Source organism: Streptomyces sp. NPDC001410 (assembly GCF_042895235.1).
Taxonomy (GTDB): domain Bacteria; phylum Actinomycetota; class Actinomycetes; order Streptomycetales; family Streptomycetaceae; genus Streptomyces.
Map to the genome: position 1 here is coordinate 425,482 of NZ_JBIAWE010000008.1, position 16,545 is coordinate 442,026.

Consider the following 16,545-nt stretch of genomic DNA (forward strand, 5'->3'; position numbering starts at 1 on the left):
CCCGAGGATGGCCAGCCGCCAGAGCACAGCAAGCTGCCAGAGCGCCGCCGACCGCCGGAACGCAACCAACTGCCAGAACGCAGCCAACTACCCGAGGATGGCCAGCCGCCAGAGCACAGCAAGCTGCCAGAGCGCCGCCGACCGCCGGAACGCAACCAACTGCCAGAACGCAGCCAACTACCCGAGGGCGGCGAGCCGCCACCGCGCGGCCAGCTGCCGGAGCGGGCGCGCTGCCGGAGCGCCGCCGACCCGTGCGCTCGGCCCAAGCCGGCAGCCCCGTTTCACGCCTCCCGCAGGGCCTTGGCCAGCGTGCCCTCGCCGGTCACCGTCACCCGGCCGGCCCGGACGGCGTCCAGCAGCCTCAACTCGCCGCCGGCGACGGCCGCGCAGGTCTCGGCGTCCAGCTGAAGCCGCGCGTTCGCCTCGCGGGGCGCGGGCCCGTCGCCGTACACGGGACCCTCCTCGGCGCCGACGCGCAGATGGAAGTCCCCCTCCTCCAGCCGGACTTCGACGAGCCCCTCTTCTCCTTCGAGGGCCCGCAGCAGGGGCAGCGCGAACCAGTGGGCGCGCACGGCGTCCGTCGGCCGCCGCTCCCCCAGCTCGCTCTGCCCCCACTCCCCGAGCGCCTGCAGCACGGGCAGCAACTGCCTTCCACGGGAGGTGAGTTCATACACGTACACCGCACCCGGCGGCGGCAGTCGCCGTCGGCTGGTGAGCCCGTCGCGTTCCATGTCCTTCAGCCGTGAGGCGAGTACGTCCGTGCTCACGCCGGGCAGATCCGCGTGCAGGTCCGTGTAGCGGCGGGGGCCGGCGAGCAGTTCCCGGACGATCAGCAGGGTCCAGCGGTCGCCGACGAGGTCGAGCGCGCGCGCTGCGGAGCAGTACTGGTCGTAGCTTCGGCGAGGAGACATGCGGCGAGTCTAGACGGGTTGTTGGACTTTCCAAGCTCCTACTTGGTAAAACCAAGCAACACGAGTTTCCGGAGGGGCGCATGGAGTTCCGGCAGTCGAACAAGCTCAGCGAGGTCTGTTACGAGATCCGCGGCCCGGTGATAGAGCACGCCAACGCGCTGGAGAAGGCGGGCCACAGCGTGCTGCGCCTGAACACCGGCAACCCCGCGGCGTTCGGGTTCGAGGCGCCGGAGGAGATCCTCCAGGACATGATCCGGATGCTGCCCCAGGCGCACGGCTACACGGACTCGCGCGGCATCCTCTCGGCCCGCCGGGCGGTCGCCCAGCGCTACCAGACCCTCGGCCTGGAGGTCGGCGTCGACGACGTGTTCCTGGGCAACGGCGTCTCGGAGCTGGTGTCCATGGCCGTACAGGCGCTGGTCGAGGACGGCGACGAGATCCTCATCCCCGCGCCGGACTTCCCGCTCTGGACGGCGGTGACGACCCTGGCCGGCGGCAAGGCGGTCCACTACCTGTGCGACGAGCAGGCCGACTGGAACCCGGACCTGGCCGACATGGCGTCGAAGATCACCGACCGCACCAAGGCCGTGGTCATCATCAACCCGAACAACCCGACGGGCGCGGTCTACCCGAAGGAGGTCGTGGAGGGCATCCTCGACCTGGCCCGCCGGCACGGCCTGATGGTCTTCGCCGACGAGATCTACGACCAGATCCTCTACGACGACGCCGTCCACCACTCCGCCGCCGCCCTCGCCCCCGACCTGGTCGTCCTCACCTTCTGCGGCCTGTCGAAGACGTACCGGGTCGCGGGCTTCCGCTCCGGCTGGCTGGTGGTGACGGGCCCCAGGCAGCACGCGAAGGACTACCTGGAGGGCCTGACCATGCTGGCCTCCATGCGTCTGTGCGCCAACGCGCCCGCCCAGTACGCCATCCAGGCCGCGCTCGGCGGCCGCCAGTCCATCCGCGAACTCGCCACTCCGGGCGGCCGGTTGTACGAGCAGCGGAACGTGGCCTGGGAGAAGCTCAACGAGATCCCGGGCGTGTCCTGCGTGAAGCCGAAGGGCGCGCTGTACGCCTTCCCGCGCCTGGACCCGAAGGTCCACAAGATCCACGACGACGAGAAGTTCGTCCTGGACCTGCTGCTGCGGGAGAAGATCCAGGTGGTCCAGGGCACCGGCTTCAACTGGCCGAGCCCCGATCACTTCCGCATCCTCACCCTGCCCCACGCGGAGGACCTGGAGGCGGCGATCGGGCGGATCGGACGGTTCCTGAGCGGCTACCGGCAGTGACGGTGCGCGGTCCCGTGCCGGGCGCACACTGGAAGCAGAAGGTACGGGGCATGATCCAACCCTGGAGGTGAGCCATGAGCACCCTGGAAGAACACGTAGATGTCGGGGTGACGATCGACAGGGCCTGGGACAGCCTCCACCGGGTGGAGGACTATTCACGCTTCGTGGCCGGCGTGCGCGACGCCCATACGGAGGGAGGAGGCCGTACGCATCTGAACGTCGAGGCGGGCGGCGGGACCCGGGAGCTCGACGCCGAGCTGTCCGACCGTACGGGGGAACGCGTGATGGAGTGGCGCACCACGGGCTCCCCGGAGCTGAGAGGTTCCTTCTCCCTGCAGCCGATCGACCGGGGCCACACCCGGGTCCAGGCCCGGCTGGAGTACGACCCCGACACCGTCCGGGCCACGTTCGGCGGGCCGAAGGGCTTCGCCCAGGCGACCGCGATCGAGCGGCTCGTCCGCAGCGATCTGGAGCAGTTCAAGGAGTACGCGGAACAGAGACGGTGAGCTGAGGCAGTCCCAGGCTGCTGCCCCCTGTCGGTGATCACCGACAGGGGGCTTCGCACTGTTGTATGCGAAGATCGCCTGGTTCCCGTCGTCATCCGGCGGCGGCACGACCGGGGGGATCCACCGAAGTTCGCGGCGAAGCCGTCCGCGTGCGTGCGCCTGACCAGCGTCGCAGCGGCGGCCACTCGTCCCTCTGGTCCGGCTTTCGTGAACCAGGGGGAACCTACTTGTTGTCGTACCGAAGAGGCAGGACGGTCGTCAGCGTCCTGTCCGTGGCGATACTCGCACTCGCGGCTCCGACCGCCGCGCAGGCCGCATCGCCTTCACCGTCTGCGACCCCACCGTCTCCGACCTCGCCGTCTCCGCCCCCGCCGTCTCCGACCCCGCCCGTGAAGGCGGACACAGGAGCGGACACAGGAAAAACGGACTCAGGAAAAGAAGCCCAGGAAGCCGCCCGGTTCTGGACCGCAGGGCGCATGGCGGGCGCCCGGCCGCTGGACGAGGTCCGGTCGGTCCGGTCGGCGCCGTCCGCGTCCGGCAGGCCCGGTGCGGCGGCGGCAGCCCGGCCCACGGGCACCCCGTTCGGCGGGACCCGGCTCGTGGGCACGTTCTTCGGCTCCGGCGGGCCGAGCGGCACCGCCTGGCACTGCACCGGCAGTGTGATCGCCACCGCGTCGAAGAACATCGTGCTCACCGCGGCCCACTGCGGGCTGAGCATGAAGAGCGACTACATCTTCGTCCCGAAGTTCGTCAAGGGAGCGGGCCCCGACCGGCAGCCCTACGGCATCTTCCACATCCAGCACATCTACATCGACCCGCGCTACGTCCCCGACCACGGCTCGACGACCACCAAGAAGCCCTGGTCCGACCTGGACACCGCGTTCGCCCGCGTCTCGGCGAACCAGCAGGGCAAGCAGCTCCAGGACGCCGTGGGCGGCGGGCTGACCTTCACCCGGCCGTCCGGCTACACGCACCGGGGCGTCACGGTGGTCGGGTACCCGTCGCACGCGCACAACGGCGCCGGACGCGCCGTCAAGTGCACGGTGCCGACGAAGCAACTCCCCGGGTACCGGCAGATGTCCATGACCTGCGGCGGCTACTACGGCGGTGTCTCCGGCAGCCCCTGGATCACCGACTACAAGGACGACGCCACCAGCGGTCACGTCATCGGCAACCTCGGTGGCTACAACGGCGGCGGCAACGACGCGAACGCCGACTACATCAGCTACGCCCCGGCGTTCGGCGCCGACGCCGCCAACCTCCTCGCCTACGCCGTCGCGGGGCAGGACCCGCCGTCCGACCTGCCCCCGTACAAGGGGATCGAGGCCAAGCTCCCGGGCGGAGCGCGCCGGTGGCAGCACGCCAGGCTGACCGCCTCCGGTGACTACACGGGCGATCACCGCAGCGACCTGGTCGTGGTCTGGTCGGACGGCGGGACCACGCTGTATCCCGGTGACGGCAAGGGCGGGTTCCGGCCCGAGAAGCGGCTGCGGCCGGCCAACTCCACCTGGACGCACGCCCGGACGATCACCGGCGGGGACTTCGCGGGCAGCGCTCTGTCCGACCTGCTGGTGCGCTGGTCCGACGGGGAGGTCACCCTCTACCCGGACGTCAGCGCCTCGGGCCTGGGCCGGGAGGTCCGGATGGCGAAGCCCGGTTCGGTCTGGAAGAACGCCGCCCAGATCTCGGCCGGGCGGTTCCACCGCGGCACGCGCGCAGGCGATCTGCTGGTCCGCTGGTCCGACGGCGAACTGACCCTCTACACCTCCGTCGGCGCCGGCGGCTTCGGCACCGAGAAGCGCCTGCTGGCACCGAACGGCACCTGGAAGAACGCCACTCTGCTCACCAGTGGGAACTTCAGCGGCAGGGCCACCTGGGACGTTCTCGTACGCTGGGCGGACGGTGAACTCGACACCTATGCGGGCACCTCGGCCGCGGGACTGGGCCCCGAGTCGCGCCTGCGCGGACCGAACGCCCTGTGGAAGCACGACCTGGTCATGACGGCGGGCGACTACACCGCCAACCGCACCGGTGACGACCTGATCGTCCGCTGGTCCGACGGCGAGACGACCCTGTACGCCGACACCGGCGCCAAGGCTCTCGGCACGGAGAACACGCTGGTCCACCCCGGCACTTGACCACTCACCCACCCAGAGGTTCAGGGGGAACCATGCGAGCCACGACTCGTCTGACCGGCGGCCTGGCCGTCCTCACGGCCGGACTGGCCCTGACGGCCTGCGGCACGACCACCACCACCGAAGCGCACGACGACGCAAAACTGAGCAACTGCCGGACCTCGTCCCTGAAGTGGACGCTGGTCCTGCTCGGCAAGGAGAGGGGCGGCAGCCGGGGCGAGGCGCGGCTGACGGCCGTCAACAAGGGCCCGGACACCTGTGTGTTCAACGGCTACCCGGGCATCGAGATCCACAACGGGAAGGCGGAGAGCATCGACGGCGCCGGGCACGGGCACCCCGCCTCCTTCTCGCTGGCCGCGAAGGCGACGGTCACCGTCGACGTGCACTACACGCCCCGCGGCACGAAGGGTGCCGGCGACTGGTGCGTGCGGCAGGGCGAGGCGGTGCTCTGGGCTCCGCACGACTCCGACCGCACCGTCGTCCCGGTCCTGGACCGGCACCGGAAGACCACCGTGATCGACGCCTGCGGCGAGACCCTGTCCCTGGCGCCACCGCACCACGCTCCGGCGGGGAACTGAGCGCGGCGGCCCGTCTGGCCCAGTCCGTTCTGCAGGTCGCCACGGGCGTGTGACACGGTGCTGGGAAGCGAGCGGGAAGGGCGCTGACGTGGGTGACCTCTTTCTCGTCCGGCACGGTGAGACCGAGTGGTCGCGGTCCGGACGGCACACCGGCTGGACCGACGTACCCCTCACCGAGCACGGGCGGGAGGAGGCGCAGCAGTTGGTGCCGCTGATCCGCTCGCAGCGCATCGGTGCCGCCTTCGTCAGCCCCCTGCAGCGGGCCCGGGAAACCGCCGAACTGATCGGGATCCACGACGCCCGGGTCGACGCCGACCTGCGCGAATGGGACTACGGCGGGTACGAGGGCATCACCACCGTGGAGATCCAGCGCACCCGGCCCGGCTGGTTCCTGTTCACGGACGGCGTCGCGCCGGGCCCGCCCGAGCACCCCGGGGAGAGTTTGGAGCAGGTCGGGGAGCGCGCCGACCGGATGCTGGGCAAGGTGGACGCCGTGCTCGCCGACACCGACGGGGCCGTCGTCCTGGTCGCCCACGGCCACTTCCTGCGCGTCCTCACCGCCCGCCGCCTCGGCCTGCGCCCCCAGCACGGGGCCCTCTTCCACCTGGCGACAGGCACACTGTGCCGCCTCGGCACGGAACACGGGCGTCCGGTGGTGGCGGGCTGGAACGTACGACCGCACGACTGATCCACCCGCCGACCCCGGACCGGCCCCACCCGTCATCCGTCCCGGTCCCACGCACCGACCCGACCGGCTCCACCCGTCCTCGCTCCCGGCGCACACACCGACCCACCCACCGCACCCGGACACAGCCGACATCACCCACGGCCACACACCAACCCACCCCGCGAACCCGGACCAGCCCCGGCCCCAGCCCATTGTCAGACCCCGGTCGTACGCTTCGAACGGGCCGCTCACCTGGCGGTTCAAGGATGCTGACGCACCGGAGGGAGGACGCCGTGACGCGACCGCCGACCGCTGCGCAGCGGCGGGTGATCGAGGGTGCCGACGCGGTCACCGGGCGGCTGCGCGGGACGGAGGCGCAGCTGGCGGCGTTGGTGAAGCGGGGGCTCGCCTTCCGGCACCCGCGTCCGCCGCACGATCACTTCCTCACCCCAGCGGGCCACCGCATACGCGAGGCAGTGCCCGAGGCCGCCCCGGAGGAGCCCATACCGTCCGCCGGTGTCTTCGCGGCGCGCGTCGGCGGTGAGGAGGAGGCGCCCGCGTCCGGTGCGGCCCGGGTGCGGGAGGTGCACAGCGCCTGGCAGGGGCTGCTGGAGCTGCGTCGGATGACCAACCCGGGCGGTGCGACGGACCGCCCCTGCGGCTGGGAGCGGAGGCATCTGGTGCGGGCCGCCGCGCTCGCCCTGGAGGCAGCCGGGCACCGGCCGGCGGGGCCGGACGGCGAGGGCTACCGCGTGCGGGCGACCCCGCAGCCGGAGGCGGTCGCCGTGTACGCGCCGGACGAGGAGATGCTGCGGGCGTGCGCGGCCACGCTGGAGCGGGCGGGCTGGCAGGCCGGCGAGTACACCGAGCCACGTACGCGGGTGCGCTATCTGCTGGCCTCCCCGCGCCGGGTGTGAGCGGCGTGCCAAGATCGGTCGACCGTAGATTCGAACGCGAGAAGGGCAAGCCAGTGGCCGAACCGTTTTCCGTCCGTGTGACCGTCCGCGGCTACGAGACCGATGTGCAGGGGCACCTCAACCAGGCGGTGTACATCAACTACGCGGAGCACGCCCGCTGGTCGCTGCTCCAGGCCGCCGGGATCACCCAGGCGGGGCTCGTCGGCCGGGGCGTCGGCCCGGTGGCGCTGGAGACGACGATCCGCTACAAACGCGAGCTGCTCGCCGGTGACGAGGTGGACGTGACCTGCGAGTTCGAGTGGAGCGGCGGCAAGACCTTCCGGATCCGGCAGGAGGTCCGCAAGACGGACGGCACGGTGGCGGCCGAAATCATCGCGGTGGGCGGCCTGCTGAACCTCAAGGAGCGCAGGCTGATCGCCGACCCCGATGCGGTGTTCAAGGAGCTGGCCGCGGACCTGAGCCTCTTCGGTCTCTAGCCGCCCGGGGCCTACGCGTCGAGCAACTCCGGCTGGTGCTCGGCGTCGTAGGCGGCCCGCGCCTCGGCGATGTACACCCTGTTGTCCTCGGCCCAGCCGGTCAGCCGCTGCAGCGTCTCGTGCAGCTCAAGGGCAACCGGGGTGAGTTCGTACTCCACCTTCGGCGGCACCGTGGGATGCACGGTGCGGGTCACCAGGCCGTCGCGCTCCAGGTTGCGCAGGGTCAGCGTGAGCATGCGGCGGCTGATGCCCTCGATACCGCGCTCCAACTCCGTGAAGCGGATGGGCCCCTGGGCTGCGGCGACAAGGATCTGCACGCTCCACTTGCCGGCCACCCTGTCAAGAACTTCGCGGACGGGGCACGCCTGCGCGTTCACTGCCTGGACGGTAACACCGGTGTTCCTCTGGGACATCGGACTGCCTCCTTACGTCGGCCTCCATGGTTACCCACGATGTACCCCGTTACAAGTCGTGCACCAAGGCGCACATGAGAAACGGGGAGCCATGTCAACCGCGATCGAGAACAGCCCGTCACCGGCAACGGTGGCACCTTCACGAACCTACTCCCGCTGGACGTCCCTCGCAGTTCTGTGCGCGGGCGCGCTGATGACGATCCTGGACGGCAACATCGTCACCGTGGCGATGCCCGCCATCCAGAGCGACCTGGGTTTCAGCGGTACGGGCCTCGCCTGGATCGTCAACGCGTACCTGATCGCCTTCGGCGGACTGCTTCTGCTGGTGGGCCGAATGGGTGACCTGGTGGGCCGCAAGCGGATGTTCACCTCGGGGCTCGCCGTGTTCACCGTGGCCTCGGTGCTGTGCGGGACGGCGACCGGGCAGGGCGTGCTGATCGCGGCCCGGGCGCTGCAGGGCGTCGGCGGGGCGATGACCTCGGCCGTGGTCCTCGGCATGCTGGTCGCTCTCTTCCCCCAGCCGCGGGAACAGGCCCGTGCCATCGCGGTGTTCAGCGCGGTCGGCGCGGCGGGCGGGGCGCTCGGCACCTTCCTGGGTGGCGCCCTCACCCAGGCCCTGAACTGGCACTGGATCTTCCTGATCAACCTGCCGATCGGCGCGGTCGCCTGGCTGGCGGCGGTGCGCGTCCTCGCCCCCGAGCGCGGCGCCGGACTCGGCAGGGGCGCCGACTATCCGGGGGCCGGGCTGGTCACGGGTGCGCTGATACTCACGGTGTACGTCATCGTCGGCGCCGGAACCCGCTCCCTGACCGCCACCCTGCTCCTGGCGGCCCTGGCGCTCGCCCTGTTCACGGCGTTCACCGTGCGCCAGGCCCGGGCGACCCGCCCCCTCCTGCGCCTGCGCCTGTTCCGCTCCCGCCTGCTGACCGGCGCGAACGCGGTCCAGGTGCTGATGATCGGCACCATGTACGGCTTCCAGTTCATCGGCGCGCTGTATCTGCAACGCATCCTCGGATACGGCGAGTTGGCGACCGGGACCGCCTTCCTTCCGGCCCCGGTCGCCATCGGTCTGCTGATGCTGGGTCTGTCGGCCCGGACCGTGGCCCGTTTCGGCGCCCACCGGGTGCTGCTGGCCGGGCTGGTGCTGATCACCGCCGGAATGGCCCTGCTGGGCCGCGCCCCCGCCGACGGCTCGTACGCCGTCGACGTACTGCCGCCGCTGCTGTTGCTGTCCGCCGGGTTCGCGGCGGCGATGCCCGCGCTGACCGGTCTTGCGATGTCCGGGGCCCGGGACGAGGACGCGGGGTTGGCGTCCGGGCTGTTCAACACCACGCAGGTGGTGGGTGGTTCGCTGGGCCTGGCGGCCCTGACCACGCTGGCCGCGAGCCGCACCGACACCCTGCTCGACCAGGGCGCGGAGCTGATCCCGGCCACGGCGGAGGGATACCGGCTGGCGTTCCGCGTGGCTACGGGATTCGCGGTGGCGGCGCTGGCTCTGGCGGCCGTGGTGCTGCGTCCGAGCGCCGACTCCCCCGTCACTCCCCGCTGAACGCCCCCTTGTGGTCCTGCGCCCACTCCCGGTACGTCCTGGCCGGCCTGCCCAGTATCCGCGGCACATCCTCGGCGACGACCGCGTTGCCCCCGCCGCGGACGAAGGCGGTGCCGGTCAGGACGCCTTCTGCCTGTGCCTCGTCGAAACCCCAGGCGGTGAGCAGATGTTCGCGTGTCTCCTGCGGCGAGAGGTCACGGGTGGCGACCGGGCGGCCGAGGACGGAGGCGAGCACGGCGGCCTGGCCGGGAACGCTGATCGCCTCGGGCCCGGTCAGCGTGTAGGTCCGCCCCGCGTGCCCGTCGTCGAGCAGCGCACGCACCGCAGCCCCGGCCACGTCCCGCGGGTCGATCACACCCGACTCCCCGTCGCCGGTCATGTTCGGCACCGGTTCGCCCCGCCCGACCGCCTGCACCCAGCTGAGCGTGTTGGACGCGAACGACGAGGGCCGCAGGACCGTCCACTCGGTCCCGCTCTCGCGCAGCGCCCGTTCTCCCGCCACGTGCCACAGCCCGGCCGGGCCGACCTCGGGATCGCCGGTTCCGATGGCGGAGAGCTTCACCAGCCTGCGCACCCCCGCCGCCCGCGCCGCCGCGACCAGCGCCAGGTCGTGTCCCTCCTCCGGCCCCGGGGGACGGAGGAGGAACACGGCCGTCACCCCCGCCATCGCACCGTCCAGGGAGCCGGGTTCGAGGTAGTCCCCGCGCACCACCTCCACCCCGGCGGGCACCCGGGCCTTCGCCGGGTCGCGAGTCAGGGCACGCACCTTCTCGCCGCGCGCCGCGAGCTGTCGTACCACGTCACTTCCGATGGTGCCCGTGGCACCCGTCACCAGAATCATGAGGTCCACGGTGGGGTGAACGGGGTGCCCATCTCTTGGAAATTCCGGCACGATCGGCCCGCCCGCGAGGCGGTTGGGCACCCGTACGGTGGAGGGGTGCCGAACGCCACCGCCGAGCAGGCCCTGACCACACCCGAGGCCCTGCGCCCCTGGATCACGGGGGTGCGGACCGTGTCCGTCACCGGCTCGCCCGCCGAGGCCTTCGTCCACCTCCCCGACGCGGTCACCAAGGTGGTGCTGCGCGTGGCCCCGGACGGACACCGCGACGTCCTGGCCGTCGGACCGCGAGTGCGCGCCGGGTACTACGAGGGCAAGACCCATGTCTCCTGTGTGGAGCTGCGCCTCGCGCCCGGCACGGCCCGTCCCCTGCTGGGTGTCCCGGCGGCCGAGCTGGCCGGCCGGGTCGTACCGCTGGACAGGCTGCCGGGCCGGGCGGCACGCCGGCTCGCGCGCGAGGTGCGGTGGCTGGATCCGCGGGAGGCGGTGCCGCACCTCGCCGAGGCGCTGCCCGAGCTGCTGTCCACCGGAACGGACCCCGCCCGGACGGCCCTCCTGCGGGCAGGGGTCGACGCGCTGTCGGTCCGTACCGACCGGGCACCGGCCCAGGTCCGTGACGTGGCCCGCGAACTGGCCGTCAGTGAACGCCAGTTGCGCAACTTGTTCACAGAAGGGGTCGGCGTCTCCCCCAAGCACTACGCCCGCATCAACCGCGTCCGCACGGTCATCGACCGCGCCACGACCGCCCCCTGGTCCGAACTCGCCGCCACCACCGGCTACTACGACCAGTCCCACATGACATCCGACTTCCGCGCCCTGATGGGCGTCCCACCCCGCTCGTACTTCACCGGCCGCCTGCCCGCGACGTCCCCGTGCCGGGCGGTCCCCCGCGGCTGAATCCGGATGCGCACGGAGGCCTCCTGCTGCCATGCTCCGGTCCCATGTCCGCACGACGCGTCAAGCCCAGCCGCTACATCTCCGTCGACATCGAAGCCGACGGCCCGATCCCGGGGCCGTACTCCATGCTGAGCCTGGGAGCGGCCGTCGCCGGCACCCAGGACGCCGACGGCTTCCGCCCGGCCCACCCCGAGCAGCAGACCTTCTACCGCGAACTCCACCCCATCTCCGACGAGTTCGTCCCCGAAGCACTGGCGGTCAGCGGCCTGGACCGGGCGCGGCTGCAGGCCGAGGGCGCGGAACCGGGCGTCGCCCTCGCCGAGTTCAGCTCCTGGGTCCGCCAGGTGAGCGCGGGTGCGCAGCCGGTGATGTGCGGCTATCCGGCGTCGTACGACTGGACGTTCCTGTACTGGTACCTGATCCGCTTCACCGGCGAGAGCCCCTTCGGCCACTCGGGCTGCCTGGACATGAAGACGCTGTACGCGACCAAGGCGGGGCTGCCGTTGCGGGCCGTGGCCAAGGGCACGATGCCGAGGCATCTGCTGTCCCGCCGCCCTCACACCCACCACGCCCTCGACGACGCCGTCGAACAGGCCGAAATGCTCGCCAACCTCATGGCGTGGCCGGGTCCTGCCGCGTAGGCACCGGGACCTGGTTGAAGCCGTAGTAGAGGGCGATCAGGCCGTGGGCGGCGAGGGTGAGGGGCGCCGAGACGAAGGACAGGCCCACTGTCAGCGGGTAGGCCAGGGAGCCCAGGGCGAAGCGGGCGCGGGTGGCTCTGGCCGCGGGGACGTCCACGCGGGAGTCGAAGAGGTGACCGGTGCGGGTGAGGTGCCACCACAGGGCCTGGAAGGTGAGGGCCATCGCCACCATCACCAGGCTGTAGACGGCGGCGGCCACATGCGAGGCCTTGTCCTCGCGCAGATACTCCGCGAGCATCGCCGTCGGCCACGGGACCGCGGCCACCACCATCAGCACCAGCAGGTTGAGGAACATCAGCGTGCGGTCGACGCGGGCGACGTAGCTGAACACCTGGTGGTGGTTGATCCACATGATGCCGATGACCAGGAAGCTGACCACGTAGGCGGCGTAGGAGGGCCATTGAGCGCCCAACGCGTGCCAGAGGCCGCCGTGTTCGCCGACCTCGGGGACCTTGATCTCCAGGATGAGCAGGGTGATGGCGATGGCGAACACGCCGTCGCTGAAGGCCTCGACGCGGCCGGACTCGTTCATGCGCCCAAGCCTGCCCCAGACGACGGCACGGGGTGCGGCTTCCGCCGTAACCCGTGCCGGATCGGTGTGCCGGGTCAGTGCGCCGGGGCGAGTTCCTCCCCGGATTCCATCGGGTGGGTCACGTCCTGCGCGTCACGGTCCTTGCCCAGGTGGTTGAAGACCAGGTTCAGCAGGACCGCCGCCACGCAGCCTGTCGAGATGCCCGAGTCGAGGACGATCCTCGCCGTCTCCGGGAAGGCGTGGTAGAAGTCCGGTGCGGTGATGGGGATCAGGCCCACCGCCAGGGACACCGCGACGATCAGGACGTTGTTGTCCTTCTCCAGGCCGGCCCGGACCAGGGTCTGGATGCCGCTGGCCGCCACCGAGCCGAAGAGGACGACGCCGGCTCCGCCGAGGACGGGACGCGGGACGACCGCGATCAGCGAGGCGGCCATCGGGCACAGGCCCATCAGGACCAGGAAGCCGCCGCCGGCGGCGACGACGAAGCGGCTGCGGATGCGGGTCATGGCGACCAGCCCGATGTTCTGCGCGAAGGCGCTGCACATGAAGCCGTTGAAGAGGGGGCTGAGGGCCGAGCCGAGGGTGTCGGCGCGCAGGCCGGCCGCGATGGTCCGCTCGTCCGCCGGGCGTTCGACGATCTCGCCGAGCGCCAGCATGTCGGCCGTGGACTCGGTCATCGAGACCACCATCACCACGCACATCGACAGGATCGCGGCGACCTGGAACTGCGGTGCGCCGAAGTGGAACGGGGTCGGGAAGCCGATCACGTCCGCGTCCGCCACCGGGCCGAAGTCCGTGACCCCGAAGGGTATCGCCACCAACGTGCCCGCGATCAGGCCCAGCAGGACCGCGATCTGCTTCACGAAGCCCCGGGTGAAGCGGCGCAGGGCCAGGACGATCAGCAGGGTGATGCCGGCCAGGCCGAGGTTGGTGGCCGAACCGTAGTCGTGCGCGGCGGGGTCGGGGCCCTGGGCCCAGTTGAAGGCGACCGGCAGGAGGGAGACGCCGATCAGGGTGATGACCGTACCGGTGACGACCGGCGGGAAGAAGCGGACCGCCTTGCTGAAGAAGGGGGCCGCGAGAAAGCCGAGGAGGCCTGCGACGATCACGGCGCCGAAGATGACCGGCAGCGCGTCGGACTTGTCGTGCTGGGAGGCGACGATCGCCGTCATGGGCGCCACCCCGGCGAAGGTGACGCCGTTGACGAAGGGCAGCCGGGCGCCGATCTTCCAGATGCCGAGGGTCTGCAGGAAGGTGGCGAGGCCCGCGGTGAACAGGCAGGCACCGGTGAGGAAGGTGAGTTCGGTGCCGGAGAGGCCCACGGCCGCGCCGACGATCAGGGGTGGTGCGACGACTCCGGCGTACATGGCGGCCACGTGCTGCAGGCCGCTCGTCGCCATCTTGAGTGCGGGGAGTTTCTCGTCGACTGGGTGGGTCTCGTCGACGGGGTCAACGATCTGAGCGGACACGGCGGCTCCTCCGGTCGCGGTTAGACACGTCGGCTCTGACGTGGGTTTCAAGGAGGTGGTGCGCGGCGGTCGTGCGGGACCGGAGGCCCTTCGAGGGCTTGGGGACGGTGACCGTTCCGGGGCGCGCGCGTGAACGCGCGCCCCGGAGACGGCCGCCATGGACCCCGCTCGGGTCCACGGCTGCCGACCGGGAGCCGTCCCTCCCGGCCGGAGTCCGGCGGTGGCTCAGCTCTGGGCGGCGATCCGCGCCAGGCGCTGGGCCTCGTCCCGCGTGGAGCGGGCGATGGCGTCCTCGTCGACGGTCAGCAGGCGGCCGTCCTCGACGATCTGACGTCCGTTCACGAAGGAGGCAGTGACCGGGGCCGCCGCTCCGAACACCAGCGCGGTCACCGGGTCGGCGATGGAGGCGTGGGCGAGGGTGTCCAGCTTCCACAGCACCAGGTCGGCCAGCTTGCCGGCCTCCAGCGAGCCGGTCTCGGCCGCACGGCCGAGCACCTGGGCGCCGCCGTAGGTGCCGAGACGCAGCGCCTGGCGGGCGTTGAGCGCGGCTTCGCGGTGGCTGCCGAGGCGGTTGATCAGCAGGGCGTTGCGCAGTTCGGTGTGGAGTTCACCGGACTCGTTGGAGGCGGTGCCGTCGACGCCGAGGCCGACCGGGACGCCCGCCTTCAGCATGTCGGGGACCCGGGCGATGCCGGCCGCGAGGCGGGCGTTGGAGGACGGGCAGTGTGCGACACCCGTCCTGGTGCGGGCGAAGGCGGCGATGTCGGAGTCGTTCATGTGGACGCAGTGCGCCATCCACACGTCATCGCCGAGCCAGCCGGTGGACTCGAAGTAGTCGGTCGGGCCCATGCCGAACAGCTCGTGGCAGAACTTCTCCTCCTCGACCGTCTCCGAGCCATGGGTGTGCAGGCGCACGCCGAGGCGGCGGGCCAGCTCGGCGCCTTCACGCAGGAGTTCGGTGGAGACGGAGAACGGCGAGCAGGGGGCCACGGCCACCTGGGTCATGGCGTCGAAGGAGGCGTCGTGGTGCTCCTTGACGGTCGCCTCGGTCGCGCTGAGGGCGCCTTCGAGGGTCTCGACGGCGAAGTCCGGGGGCAGGCCGCCGTCCTTCTCACTGCGGTCCATGGAGCCGCGGGCCAGCGTGAAGCGGACGCCCATCTCGCGGGCGGCGCGGATGATCGCGCCCGACAGGTCGCCGGAACCCTGCGGGTAGACGTAGTGGTGGTCCATGGCGGTGGTGACGCCGCCGCGGGCCATCATCGCGAGCGAGCCCTGGGCCGCCGCGTACGCCATCGGCTCGTCGATGCGCGCCCAGGTGGGGTAGAGCGCGACCAGCCAGTCGAAGAGGTTGTGGTCCGTGGCCAGGCCCCGGGTGATCCACTGGTAGAAGTGGTGGTGGGTGTTGATCAGGCCGGGGGTCACGAGATGCCCGGTGGCGTCGATACGGCGTACGACGTTCTCCAGGCCCTCGGGGGCCTTGCCCGCGCCGACCGCCTCGATGCGGTTGCCGGCGATGACCACGTACCCGGAGGCGTACTCGGTGTCGGCGGCGTCGACGGTCGCGATCGAACAGTTCTCGATGACGATGCGCTGGGCTGCTGCCATGATTCGTCCTTTTCGCTCAGCGGACTGAAGGGGGAGGGCACGGCAGGACCCTAGGAGTTTTGAGTGCCGTGACCGGGGAGACGCCCCCCGGTCACGGGTGCCGAAAAAAGTGGGTTATGTCAGAGGTTGGTCATGTCGACCGGGATGAGCTGCTCAGCGCCGTCGCGCAGGATGGTGGCCTCGATCAGGCCGTAGGGGCGGTCGGCGGCGTAGTAGACGGCGCCGTCCTTGGCCTCGTTGTCGAGCCCGAAGGGCGACAGGTCCGAGCGGAAGTGGTGCTTGTTGGGCATCGAGAAGCGGATCTCCTCGATCTCGTCGCGGGTGTTCAGCACCCGCACACCCATCTCGAAGAGGGTCTGCTGGAGCGAGTACGAGTAGGTCTCGGCGAACGCCTGCAACGCGTGCTTGCGCACCCCGTTGTACGAGCGGTCCCAGTCCGGGGCGTGCGAGTCGACACCGTCCCAGTTGTGCCGCCACCAGGTGGCGACGGTGGTGGCGAGGATGCGGTCGTGGTCCTCCTGGAGGGTGGTGTACTTGTCCTTCAGGAAGCCCCAGAACTCGGAGTTGGTCGAGTTCATGACGGTCAGGTCCTTGAACCCGGAGAGCACCTGGATGCCGTGGCCGTCGTAGGTGATCTGCGCGACGCGGGTCTCCTGGCCCTTGCGGACGAAGGAGTGTGCGACCTCGTCCGCGCCGACGAAGCGGGCGCCGGACTGCGAGGTCTCGATCCGCTCCCAGGCGTACTCCTCGATGCGGATGCGGGCCCGGTGGATGGGCTCGTTGTCGTCGACGAAGTGGCGGGCGAGCCGGACGCCGAAGTCCTCGGCGCTCTGGATGCCGTACTCCTTCGCGAAGGCGTACACCGTGTTCTTGGTGGTGTCGGTCGGCAGGACGTTCGTGTTGGAACCGCTGCGGTGGACCTCCTCCATGTCGCCGGACAGGGCGATGGAGACGTTCAGGTCCTTGATGTGGTGCGTGTCGCCGTCACGCGTGATCTTGACGACGCGGTTCTCGGACTTGCCGTACTGGTTCTGTCCCAGGACGAAACGGGTCATGTTGTCG

Annotated in this window: 17 protein-coding genes; 10 read left to right on the top strand and 7 right to left on the bottom strand. The window is 71.0% G+C overall.

Annotated elements, in window-relative coordinates:
- Window positions 1–281: 281 nt before the first annotated feature.
- The gene (locus ACFY3C_RS20215; protein WP_390771715.1) at window positions 282–911 is read right to left on the bottom strand and encodes a winged helix-turn-helix transcriptional regulator; all 630 of its coding nucleotides are present in this window, start codon (window positions 909–911) and stop codon (window positions 282–284) included.
- Between the two features lie 80 nt (window positions 912–991).
- On the opposite strand from ACFY3C_RS20215, the gene ACFY3C_RS20220 reads away from it, so the two are divergent.
- The 7 genes from ACFY3C_RS20220 to ACFY3C_RS20250 all read left to right on the top strand — a co-directional run bounded on the left by ACFY3C_RS20220 (window position 992) and on the right by ACFY3C_RS20250 (window position 7,479).
- Window positions 992–2,200, top strand: coding sequence for a pyridoxal phosphate-dependent aminotransferase (locus ACFY3C_RS20220; RefSeq protein WP_386576283.1), 1,209 nt, complete (start codon window positions 992–994; stop codon window positions 2,198–2,200).
- A 74-nt stretch (window positions 2,201–2,274) separates the two neighbouring features.
- Window positions 2,275–2,706 carry an SRPBCC family protein gene (locus ACFY3C_RS20225; RefSeq protein ID WP_386576284.1) on the top strand — a complete coding sequence of 144 codons (432 nt, stop codon included), beginning with the start codon at window positions 2,275–2,277 and terminating at the stop codon, window positions 2,704–2,706.
- A 476-nt stretch (window positions 2,707–3,182) separates the two neighbouring features.
- Window positions 3,183–4,844 carry a trypsin-like serine peptidase gene (locus ACFY3C_RS20230; RefSeq protein WP_390771716.1) on the top strand — a complete coding sequence of 554 codons (1,662 nt, stop codon included), beginning with the start codon at window positions 3,183–3,185 and terminating at the stop codon, window positions 4,842–4,844.
- Window positions 4,845–4,876: 32 nt separating this feature from the next.
- Window positions 4,877–5,419: a DUF4232 domain-containing protein gene (locus ACFY3C_RS20235; RefSeq protein WP_390771717.1), complete on the top strand. Its 543-nt coding sequence runs from the start codon at window positions 4,877–4,879 to the stop codon at window positions 5,417–5,419.
- An 88-nt stretch (window positions 5,420–5,507) separates the two neighbouring features.
- The gene (locus tag ACFY3C_RS20240; protein ID WP_390771718.1) at window positions 5,508–6,107 is read left to right on the top strand and encodes a histidine phosphatase family protein; all 600 of its coding nucleotides are present in this window, start codon (window positions 5,508–5,510) and stop codon (window positions 6,105–6,107) included.
- Between the two features lie 272 nt (window positions 6,108–6,379).
- The gene (locus ACFY3C_RS20245) at window positions 6,380–7,003 is read left to right on the top strand and encodes a hypothetical protein (RefSeq protein WP_390771719.1); all 624 of its coding nucleotides are present in this window, start codon (window positions 6,380–6,382) and stop codon (window positions 7,001–7,003) included.
- Between the two features lie 53 nt (window positions 7,004–7,056).
- Window positions 7,057–7,479 carry an acyl-CoA thioesterase gene (locus ACFY3C_RS20250; protein WP_390771720.1) on the top strand — a complete coding sequence of 141 codons (423 nt, stop codon included), beginning with the start codon at window positions 7,057–7,059 and terminating at the stop codon, window positions 7,477–7,479.
- An 11-nt stretch (window positions 7,480–7,490) separates the two neighbouring features.
- Here ACFY3C_RS20250 and ACFY3C_RS20255 read toward each other — a convergent pair whose 3' ends face one another.
- Window positions 7,491–7,892 carry a winged helix-turn-helix transcriptional regulator gene (locus ACFY3C_RS20255; protein WP_386576291.1) on the bottom strand — a complete coding sequence of 134 codons (402 nt, stop codon included), beginning with the start codon at window positions 7,890–7,892 and terminating at the stop codon, window positions 7,491–7,493.
- Between the two features lie 91 nt (window positions 7,893–7,983).
- On the opposite strand from ACFY3C_RS20255, the gene ACFY3C_RS20260 reads away from it, so the two are divergent.
- Window positions 7,984–9,441, top strand: a complete 1,458-nt coding sequence (locus ACFY3C_RS20260; protein WP_390771721.1) for an MFS transporter — start codon at window positions 7,984–7,986, stop codon at window positions 9,439–9,441.
- Here ACFY3C_RS20260 and ACFY3C_RS20265 read toward each other — a convergent pair.
- Window positions 9,428–10,282: an NAD(P)H-binding protein gene (locus ACFY3C_RS20265; RefSeq protein WP_390771722.1), complete on the bottom strand. Its 855-nt coding sequence runs from the start codon at window positions 10,280–10,282 to the stop codon at window positions 9,428–9,430. The two genes, ACFY3C_RS20260 and ACFY3C_RS20265, sit on opposite strands and share 14 nt — an antisense overlap.
- Before the next feature lie 96 nt (window positions 10,283–10,378).
- Here ACFY3C_RS20265 and ACFY3C_RS20270 point away from each other — a divergent pair, with 96 nt between their 5' ends.
- Both ACFY3C_RS20270 and ACFY3C_RS20275 read left to right on the top strand, forming a co-directional pair.
- Window positions 10,379–11,176 carry a helix-turn-helix domain-containing protein gene (locus tag ACFY3C_RS20270; protein ID WP_390771723.1) on the top strand — a complete coding sequence of 266 codons (798 nt, stop codon included), beginning with the start codon at window positions 10,379–10,381 and terminating at the stop codon, window positions 11,174–11,176.
- Between the two features lie 44 nt (window positions 11,177–11,220).
- Window positions 11,221–11,817: an exonuclease gene (locus ACFY3C_RS20275; protein ID WP_390771724.1), complete on the top strand. Its 597-nt coding sequence runs from the start codon at window positions 11,221–11,223 to the stop codon at window positions 11,815–11,817.
- Here the strand turns inward: ACFY3C_RS20275 and ACFY3C_RS20280 are convergent.
- The 4 genes from ACFY3C_RS20280 to pucL form a co-directional block, all read right to left on the bottom strand.
- Window positions 11,789–12,409, bottom strand: coding sequence for a TMEM175 family protein (locus ACFY3C_RS20280; RefSeq protein ID WP_386576296.1), 621 nt, complete (start codon window positions 12,407–12,409; stop codon window positions 11,789–11,791). The two genes, ACFY3C_RS20275 and ACFY3C_RS20280, sit on opposite strands and share 29 nt — an antisense overlap.
- A 74-nt stretch (window positions 12,410–12,483) precedes the next feature.
- Window positions 12,484–14,037 (bottom strand): nucleobase:cation symporter-2 family protein, encoded by a 1,554-nt coding sequence (locus ACFY3C_RS20285; protein ID WP_390771725.1) that lies wholly within the window; start codon window positions 14,035–14,037, stop codon window positions 12,484–12,486.
- 66 nt (window positions 14,038–14,103) lie between these two features.
- Complete coding sequence (locus ACFY3C_RS20290; protein ID WP_390771726.1) at window positions 14,104–15,483, bottom strand: 8-oxoguanine deaminase; 1,380 nt, start codon at window positions 15,481–15,483, stop codon at window positions 14,104–14,106.
- A 119-nt stretch (window positions 15,484–15,602) separates the two neighbouring features.
- Window positions 15,603–16,538: a factor-independent urate hydroxylase gene (gene pucL / locus ACFY3C_RS20295; RefSeq protein WP_390771727.1), complete on the bottom strand. Its 936-nt coding sequence runs from the start codon at window positions 16,536–16,538 to the stop codon at window positions 15,603–15,605.
- Between the last annotated feature and the right edge of the window lie 7 nt (window positions 16,539–16,545).